8 protein-coding genes are annotated in these 9,022 nt (G+C 69.2%); 1 reads left to right on the top strand and 7 read right to left on the bottom strand.

What is annotated here, in order from left to right; genetic code table 11:
• Positions 1–183 precede the first annotated feature (183 nt).
• Entirely contained in the window at positions 184–741 is a 558-nt protein-coding gene (locus tag ACFXK0_RS24320; protein WP_379413041.1) for a LysM peptidoglycan-binding domain-containing protein, read from the bottom strand.
• Positions 742–933: 192 nt separating this feature from the next.
• Here ACFXK0_RS24320 and ACFXK0_RS24315 point away from each other — a divergent pair, with 192 nt between their 5' ends.
• Entirely contained in the window at positions 934–1,353 is a 420-nt protein-coding gene (locus ACFXK0_RS24315; RefSeq protein ID WP_379413039.1) for a hypothetical protein, read from the top strand.
• Positions 1,354–1,469: 116 nt separating this feature from the next.
• Here the strand turns inward: ACFXK0_RS24315 and purH are convergent, their stop codons facing one another.
• The 6 genes from purH to sucC all read right to left on the bottom strand — a co-directional run bounded on the left by purH (position 1,470) and on the right by sucC (position 8,831).
• The gene (purH, locus tag ACFXK0_RS24310; RefSeq protein WP_379413037.1) at positions 1,470–3,035 is read right to left on the bottom strand and encodes a bifunctional phosphoribosylaminoimidazolecarboxamide formyltransferase/IMP cyclohydrolase; all 1,566 of its coding nucleotides are present in this window, start codon (positions 3,033–3,035) and stop codon (positions 1,470–1,472) included.
• Positions 3,032–3,661: a phosphoribosylglycinamide formyltransferase gene (purN, locus tag ACFXK0_RS24305; RefSeq protein WP_379413046.1), complete on the bottom strand. Its 630-nt coding sequence runs from the start codon at positions 3,659–3,661 to the stop codon at positions 3,032–3,034. The genes purH and purN overlap by 4 nt, the downstream gene beginning before the upstream one ends.
• A 56-nt stretch (positions 3,662–3,717) precedes the next feature.
• A complete protein-coding gene (locus tag ACFXK0_RS24300) occupies positions 3,718–5,262 on the bottom strand; it encodes a DUF6350 family protein (protein WP_379413035.1) in 1,545 nt (514 codons plus the stop codon).
• A gap of 161 nt (positions 5,263–5,423) precedes the next feature.
• Positions 5,424–6,458 (bottom strand): DUF5336 domain-containing protein, encoded by a 1,035-nt coding sequence (locus ACFXK0_RS24295; RefSeq protein WP_379413034.1) that lies wholly within the window; start codon positions 6,456–6,458, stop codon positions 5,424–5,426.
• Positions 6,459–6,731: 273 nt separating this feature from the next.
• Complete coding sequence (sucD, locus tag ACFXK0_RS24290) at positions 6,732–7,649, bottom strand: succinate--CoA ligase subunit alpha (RefSeq protein ID WP_379413033.1); 918 nt, start codon at positions 7,647–7,649, stop codon at positions 6,732–6,734.
• Positions 7,650–7,661: 12 nt separating this feature from the next.
• Entirely contained in the window at positions 7,662–8,831 is a 1,170-nt protein-coding gene (gene sucC / locus ACFXK0_RS24285; protein WP_379413032.1) for an ADP-forming succinate--CoA ligase subunit beta, read from the bottom strand.
• Positions 8,832–9,022 lie beyond the last annotated feature (191 nt).

Below are 9,022 nucleotides of genomic sequence, written 5' to 3'. Positions count from 1 at the left end.
ACTGCTCACCGAACCGGTCCACATCCCCTGAAAACGACACGGTCGCCGCAACCTCTCAGATCGAGAGTGTTGCGACGACCGCGTGAACCCAAGCAGCTTCGGGGCCATTTTCGCGTCAACTCCACTCACCCCCACCCGTTCTCGGCGGTTAAGGGCCGAGAACCGCGGCGCCAGCCGCCCATATCACGGGATGGTGAGGACCTGGCCCGCGTTGATGAGATCCGGGTTGTCGATGCCCGAGGCCGAGGCGATCTCGTGGTAGCGGTTGCCGTCGCCGTAGAAGCGCTCGGAGATGGCCCACAGGGTGTCGCCCGGCTCGACCGTGTAGGTCTGCGCGGCCGGCGGCGGGGGCACTTCTTCGGCGACGGCGGCGGCGACCACCGGCTCCGGGGCGGGCAGCGGGTTGTCGGTATTGGTGGCGGTGGCCCACGCGACCGAGTCGTCGGTGCCGTAGAGCACGACGTTGCGGTCGGGCTGCACGACCAGGCGCTCGACATTCTTGCCGCTGGTGTCGGTGGCCCATGCGCGCGAACCGTCGCCCTTGTAGAGGACGAGGTCGCCGTCGGTCTGCAGGGCCGCGCGCTGCACGTCCTGTCCATGAGTTTGTGCGGCCCACACGACGTTTCCGTCGGGCTCGGACAGCACCAGGTTGCCGTCCGGCTGCAGGGCCAGGGTGTACGCACCGCCGGTGAGGGACTGTCCCAGTCCCAGTTCTTCGCCTACGCGCAGCGTGTCGCCCACGTTCGTCCTTTCGAAGATCCAGTTGCAGAGCATCCGATGAAATGATGCTCGCCGTATGCCACGGCGCCACATCGCAGCCGAATGTAGTCCCCGCGGCGCGGAAATGGACGAGTTATGCGCACGGTTCGCGGAAAGTTCACCACGCGGGTGCGTGCGGCGGGAACGCACCGCCGCGCGGTCTAGGCTGACCGCATGAGAAGCGTCGCGCGCACCGCAGCCCTGCTGGCCGCCCTCACCCTCACCGCCTGCGGCAGCTCCGAATCCCCTGCACCCCAACCGAACACCACCACTGTCGCCGAGGCCCCCGACGCCGCCATCGGCCACCGCTTCACCCCCGACCCCACCATTGTCAACCCCCACTCCGTCCCGATCGATTCCTGGACTCGCCTGAGCGACAACACCATCGCCGTCAACTTCCAGACCGGCAACCCCGAATGCTTCGGCGTAGACGCCACCGTGACCGAATCCCCCACCACCATCACCGTCACTCTCCGCGGCGGCACCCGCGCCGACGCCACCGGCAAAATGTGCACCATGAACCTCATCTTCGGCACCATGGAACTCCCCCTGAACTCCCCCCTCGGCACCCGCCAGATCCTCGGCACCGAATAGCCCGGCTACCCTGATCATCCAGGTAACCGGCGAGTGCCTCGAGCTTCGTTCCCCGCGAACGGCAACGGGCGCCACACCGTGGTAGTGGTGCGGCACCCGTTGGAGCTCAGGCGAACTCAGTGCGCGAAGTGGCGGGCGCCCGTGAGGTACAGGGTGACGCCGGCTTCCTTGCACAGCTCGACGGTGTCCTTGTCGCGAATCGAACCACCGGGGTGGACGATGGCGCGCACACCGGCGGCGACCAGGATCTGCGGCCCGTCGGAGAACGGGAAGAACGCGTCGGAGGCGGCGACCGAACCCTTGGCCCGCTCGCCCGCGCGCTCGACGGCCAGCTTGCAGGAGTCGACCCGGTTGACCTGCCCCATGCCGACACCGACGGCGGCACCGTCGTCGGCCAGCAGGATGGCGTTGGACTTCACGGCACGGCAAGCGCGCCAAGCGAATTCGAGGTCGGCCAGGGTGGTGGCGTCGGCGGGGTCGCCGGCGGCCAGGGTCCAGTTGACCGGGTCGTCGCCCGCGGCGTCGAGCACGTCGCGGTCCTGCAGCAACGCGCCACCGCTGATCGGGCGCAGTTCCACACCCTTGCGCTGCGGCGCCTCGGCGACGAGCACGCGCACATTCTTCTTGCGCTGCAACACTTCCACCGCACCGGGCGCGTAGCCCGGCGCCACGATGACCTCGGTGAAGATCTCCGCGACCTGCTCGGCCATCTCCACGCTGACCTCGCGGTTGGCCGCGATCACGCCGCCGTAGGCGCTGACCGGGTCGGTGGCGTGGGCTTTGCGGTGGGCCTCGGCGATATCGGCGCCGATGGCGATGCCGCACGGGTTGGCGTGCTTGATCACCGCGACGGCGGGCTCGTCGAAGTCGAAGGCGGCGCGCCAGGCGGCGTCACCGTCGGTGTAGTTGTTGTACGACATCTCCTTGCCGTGCAACTGCTGCGCCTGCGCGATACCGACGGTGCCGTCGTTGCTGGTGTACAGCGCGGCGGCCTGATGCGGGTTCTCGCCGTAGCGCAGCACCGCGGCGCGCTCCCAGGAACCGGCGACCCAGCCGGGGAACTGCTCGGTGTCCTCGGCGACGGCGGGCACGGCCACCGAACCCATCCAGCTCGCGACGGCCACGTCGTAGCTCGCGGTGTGCTGGAAGGCCTTGGCGGCCAGCGCGGTGCGCTCGGCGAGGGTGAACCCGCCCGACTTCACCGCGGCGAGCACATCGTCGTAGTCGCTGACATCGACGACCACACCGACCGACGGGTGGTTCTTGGCGGCGGCGCGCACCATCGACGGCCCGCCGATGTCGATCTGCTCGACGCACTCGTCCACGCTCGCGCCGCTGGCCACGGTCTGGGTGAACGGGTAGAGGTTCACCACCACGAGCTGGAACGCCTCGACACCGAGCTCGACGAGCTGCTCGACATGCTCCGGACGGCGGGTGTCGGCCAGGATGCCGGCGTGCACGCGCGGGTGCAGCGTCTTGACGCGACCGTCGAGGGTCTCCGGGAAACCGGTCAGGTCCTCGACCTTGGTGACCGGGATGCCCGCCTCGGCGATCTTGCCCGCGGTCGACCCGGTCGACACCAGTTCCACGCCGGCGGCGTGCAGTCCGGTGGCCAGCTCGACGAGCCCGGTCTTGTCGTAGACGCTCACCAGCGCCCTGCGGATCGCCTTACGTTCACTCACCGGTGTGCTCGCTCATCTGGAATTTCTGCCTTTCGTCCGTCGGAGACAATGCCTCGTGTCGCGACGGCGGCGATGACCTCCGCCAGCAACCGTCGCTCGACAACTTTGATGCGCTCGTGCAGGGTGGCCTCGTCGTCGCCGGGCAGCACGTCGACCGCCTCCTGGGCGAGGATCGGGCCGGTGTCCACACCGCCGTCGACCAGGTGCACGGTGCAGCCGGTGACCTTGGCGCCGTAGGCGAGCGCGTCGCGGACCCCGTGCGCGCCGGGGAACGACGGCAGCAGCGCGGGATGGGTATTGATGAACCGGCCGCCGAAGCGTTCGAGGAACGCGGGGCCGACGATCTTCATGAAGCCGGCGGAGACGACCAGGTCGGGCTGGAAGGCGTCGACGGCCTCGGTCAGCGCCTTGTCCCAGGCGGCCCGGTCGGGAAAGTCCGGCACGGCGACACGGAAGTGCTCGATGCCTGCGGCCTCGGCGTGTTCGGTGGCCTGGCACACCCGGTCGACACCGACCGCGACGATCTTCGCGGGATAGCCGGGCTCGCGCGCGGCGGCCAGCAGCGCGTTGAGCAACGAGCCGGTGCCCGAGGCGAGGACTACGACGGTGGCCGGATTGCTGGTCAGCGCTCTACTCCTGCGTGTGTCGGGTGGCGGCGATCGGCGATACCGCCGGGTCGAGCTTAACGACCGGGTGTCGTGTCACCTTCCGGCAGGTCCGACTCGACCACCTCGGCATCGACGATCTCCGCGGTGGGCTCGGTGGTCGAGCCGGGCGCGGCGATGTTCACCTCGACGTCGTCGTCGATGTCCTCGACGAGTTCGGCGTCGACTTCGACGGCGGGATCGTCCGCGTCGTCGAAGTCCTGATCGTCGTGGTCTCGATCGTCGTAGTCCGGATCGTCGTAGTCCGGATCGTCGTAGTCCGGATCATCGTCTTCCTCGTCGTCGTAGTAGTAGTCGTCTTCGGCGTAGTCGACGTACTCGTCGTCGTAGTCGGCGACCGGTGCGGCCGGGGCCAGGAAGCGGCGCGCGAACACCATCCCAGCGAAACCGCCGAAACCGAACCAGGTCACCATCAGCGGGACCAGCACCAGCAGATCCAGTCCGACCCAGCCCACGGCACCGAGCTGCCCGCTACCGAGCACGCCGAGCACCAGGAACGCCAGCGTCGACAAGCCGGCGCAGGTGAGGGTCGCCCACGGGGCGCCGGGGCGGTCGTCGCTGGTACGGCCGAGTTCGATCCCGCCGAGCACGCCGACCGCGAGCGGGACCAGCAGCAACACCGGCCACCAGGGCGAGGCCGGACCCTCGGGTACCGGGATCAGCGCGGGCACCGCGGGCACCGAGGCCGCGCTCACCCCGAACAGCCCGACCGAGCCGGTGCCGAACTGCACGGCCGCGCCGGTGAGCAGCCCAGCCGCGGCGATCACGACATTGGGCAGATACAGCAGCGACAGCAGGCTCATCCCCAGCACATCGGTGAGGTTGTGCGCCTGCTGGTAGGTCGCCTCGAAGCGGGACAGGTGCGCGAACAGTGAGATCACCGTGGCCAGCGCGGCACAGCCGAGCATCCGCAGCACCGTGCGGCGCGCGGCGCGGGCGCCCAGGACCGCCCAGCCGGGAATCTCGAACGGCAACAGCGCGCACAGCTCGGGCCAGGCCCGGCGGATGATCCCGGCCGCGGCGGCGCCCAGATACAGCACGATCACCCAGCCGAAGGCCGAGACCGGGCCCGGCTGTTCGAGCGGGGTGACACCCGCGGCATCGCCGGTGACGGCCAGGCACACCGCGGTCATCAGCAGCGGTCCCGCCAGCACGGCGGCGGTCAGCCAGGCCAGGTCGATCGGGCGCGGCCGGTTCGGCACAGCGCGCGCGCATTCCCGCGCGGCCAGCCAGATCAGCACGGCGGTGGGAACCAGCGGCAGCAGACCGAGCGTGGTGCGGCCGATGGTGAGTGGAACCTGATGGGCGGCGAGCCAGGCGGCCCCGACCGCGCCGGGCGCGCTGGTGAGCGCGGTATCGGTGGTCAGCATGACCACCAGCACGAGCGTCACCGTGGCCGCCAGCGCGCAGATCGTCGGCCGTGCGGCCACCAGCAGCAGGGTCCGGGCGCGCTCGGGCGACGGTGTCCACCAGCCGGGTTCGCGCCCCGGCGGCGATGCGGCGGTCACCCCGTGGCCGAGCGACCCGGAGGTCCGGCGCACCAGGGCGTTACGGGAGCTCATGACGATTCAGCGTGGCAGCTTCCCCGGCGGGCGCGGGTCAGGCGCGCCGCGAGCCCACAGGCGTACCTGTGGGCTCGCGATCGCCGTCCTGTGCCACCCGCGACGGCCGTGTGTATTCCGGCATGCTCGCCGCGCACGGGCGCCGGGCATACCCGCGGTCTCTACTTCTGGTCGTCGTTCGGGCGGAACGCCGTGGTCGCGTCGGCCGCCGGATCGGCGGTCTGCTCGCCGCCGAACGGCTGTCCGGGCGCGGCGCCCGGCTGCGCGGCGGGCGTGCCCGGCTGGGTGCCGTAGGACGGCGAACCGAAGGCCTGCTGACCCGGCTGGCCACCGAAGGTCTGCGTGGCGCCCTCGTCCGGACGCGGCTGCTGCGGCGCGGCGCCGTAGGGCGACTGCTGCTGCTGCGGCGCACCGTACTGCTGGCCGTACGGCGACTGCTGGCCCGGCTGCTGACCATAGGACGGCTGACCCGGCTGCTGGCCGTAGGACGGCTGCGGCGCCTGCGGCACCGACGGCTGGCTCTGCTGGCCGTAGGGCGACTGCGTCGGGAACTGGCCGCCGGTCGAGGGCTGGCCGTAGCCACCGGGCTGACCGTACTGCTGCTGACCGTAGCCACCCTGCTGGCCGTACTGCTGCTGGCCGTACTGGCCGTACTGGCCCGGCTGCTGCGGCTGAGCCGGTTTCGGCGCGGGCGCCTTGATGATCCCGAGGTCGAACAGCAGCGCCAGCACCAGCAGCACCGCGACGACCAGCGACAGCGCGGTCATCACGAACGAGCCCCACTGCAACTCGGTGCCGTCGCCCGCCTTGATCAGCGACACGACGATGCCGGCGAGCGCCGCCACCGCCACGGCCGCCGCCACACCGCGCACATTCTGCTTGGGTAGCAACGACAGTCCGGCCAGCAGCGCGGCCAGCAGCACCAGCGTGGCGTTCCCCGAGCCGGTGGTCTCGAAGACGGACGCGGTCTCGGTGGTCTTGAGCAGGGTGATGCCCACGAACGGCGCGAAACCGAGCAGGAACGTCACCACACCGAGACCGGCTGCCGCGGCGGTCAGGAGGAAGGGCAGGCTCTTCATGTCCGGACCGTCCGCGGTCGATGGTGCAGCCGCGGCGGCTCCGGTGCTCGGGCCCTGGCTGGGCGCGGCGGGTGTCGCGGGTGCGTTGTACCCGGAGCCCCCGGTCGGGTATGACATGTCGTCGTCTCCTTGTCGAGTCGTGCGCATCGGTCGCGTCGAACTGACTGGTGGTGATCCGGTACTTGACGCTACTGCACGCGCTCTCGCCGGTCATCACCAACCGATCGGGCTGTGGATAAACCACGCCCTGTGGATAAGTCGACGAAGGCCGCCTCCCGTAAACCTGGGAAGCGGCCTTAGTCGTGTGAGATCGATCAGGCGGTATTCAATTCGCCTGTCCCGGGGCCCCTGCGTGGCTACGCAAGCTACCGCCTCCGGGGCCTGACCGGGTCAGGCGGAAGCGATAGACGCCTTCTCCAGGATCTCGCGAGCCAGCGCGGCGGTGGCGGACGGCGTCTTGCCGACCTTCACACCGGCGGCCTCGAGGGCCTCCTGCTTGGCCTGCGCGGTACCGCCGCCACTGGAGACGATGGCGCCGGCGTGGCCCATGGTCTTGCCCTCGGGCGCGGTGAATCCGGCGACGTAGCCGACGACCGGCTTGGTCACGTTGGCCTTGATGTAGGCCGCGGCACGCTCTTCGGCGTCGCCACCGATCTCGCCGATCATGACGATGATCTTGGTCTCGGGGTCCTTCTCGAACGCCTCGATGGCGTCGATGTGGGTGGTGCCGATGACCGGGTCGCCGCCGATGCCGATCGCGGTCGAGAAACCGAAATCGCGCAGCTCGTACATCATCTGGTAGGTCAGGGTGCCCGACTTCGACACCAGGCCGATCGGGCCCTTGCCGGTGATGTTGTTCGGGGTGATGCCGACCAGCGCCTCGCCGGGGGTGATGATGCCGGGGCAGTTCGGGCCGATGATGCGGGTCTTCTCGCCCTTCTCCACGTTGTAGGCCCACGCGTAGGCGGAGTCCTGCACCGGGATGCCCTCGGTGATGACCACGAGCAGCGGGATCTCCGCGTCGATGGCCTCGATGATGGCGTCCTTGGAGAAGGCGGGCGGCACGAACGCGATGGAGGTGTCGGCGCCGGTCTTCTCGATCGCCTCGGCGACCGAACCGAACACGGGCAGCTCGATCTCGTTGCCGTCTTTGTCGGTGTGGGTGACGGTGGTGCCCGCCTTGCGCGCGTTGACACCGCCGACGACGTTGGTGCCCGCCTTCAGCATCAGCGCGGTGTGCTTGGTGCCCTCGCCGCCGGTGATGCCCTGGACGATGACCTTGTTGTCCTTGTTCAGGAAGATGGACATGTTCGTGGTTCCTTACTTGGCGCTGAAGGCGAGTTCGGCGGCCTTGTCGGCGCCCTCGTCCATGGTCTGGGCCAGCGTCACCAGCGGGTGGGCGGCCTCGGCGAGGATGCGGCGACCCTCTTCGACGTTGTTGCCGTCCAGGCGAACGACCAGCGGCTTGGTGGCCGCGGCACCGAGCACCTCGAGGGCGCCGACGATGCCGTTGGCGACCGCGTCGCACGCGGTGATGCCACCGAAGACATTGACGAACACGCTCTTGACCTGCGAGTCGCCCAGGATGACGTCCAGGCCCGCGGCCATCACGGCCGCCGAGGCGCCGCCGCCGATGTCGAGGAAGTTGGCCGGCTTCACGCCGCCGTGGTTCTCGCCGGCGTAGGCGACGACGTCCAGGGTCGACATGACCAGACCGGCGCCGTTGCCGATGATGCCGACCTCACCGTCGAGCTTGACGTAGTTGAGGTCGTTCTCCTTGGCCTTGAGCTCGAGCGGGTCGGTCGCGTCGACGTCGGCGAACTCGAGGTGGCCGGGCTGGCGGAACTCGGCGTTCTCGTCCAGGGTGACCTTGCCGTCCAGGGCGAGGATCTCGTCGGACGGGGTGCGCACCAGCGGGTTGACCTCGACCAGGGTGGTGTCTTCCTTGGTGAAGACCTCCCACAGCTTCTGGATGGTCACGGCCGCGGCGTCGAGCACGTCGGCGGGCAGGTGGCCCTGCTCGGCGATCGACCGGGCGAAGGCCAGATCGACACCCTTGACGGCGTCGACGGGGACCTTGGCGAGGCGCTCGGGGGTCTTCTCCGCGACCTCTTCGATCTCCATGCCGCCCTCGACCGAACACATGGCCAGGTAGGTGCGGTTGGAGCGGTCGAGCAGGAAGGAGATGTAGTACTCCTCCGCGATGTCCTTGGCCTCGGCGACCAGGAGCTTCTTGACGATGTGGCCCTTGATGTCGAGGCCGAGGATGTTCTGCGCGTGAGTGAACGCGTCCTCCGGGGTGGCCGCGTACTTGACGCCACCCGCCTTACCGCGGCCGCCCACCTTGACCTGCGCCTTGACCATCACCGGCTTGCCGATTTCCTCGGCGATCGCGCGCGCTTCTTCGGCCGTGTCGCAAACGCGGCCCTCGGACGAAGGCACTCCGTGCTTAACGAAGAGCTCCTTCGCCTGATATTCGAAGAGATCCATGTACTCACCGTCTCGTCTGCGTTGTTATGACAACGTCTTTGTTGGGGGCCCGACATGCCGTAGCGACTGTTTGCGGGTCGCTCGAAATGCTCAGCTTGTGGGTCGGGTCGGACTCTAACCAGTCACATGGAGGGCCAATCGGCCACATTCATCCTAAGTGGCGCAGGTCACGGCCCTTTACTCGAGGTGCG

The organism is Nocardia sp. NPDC059177 (genome assembly GCF_042755165.1).
In the GTDB taxonomy this organism is placed as follows: Bacteria; Actinomycetota; Actinomycetes; order Mycobacteriales; family Mycobacteriaceae; genus Nocardia.
This window is presented reverse-complemented; position numbering and strand designations above follow the sequence as displayed.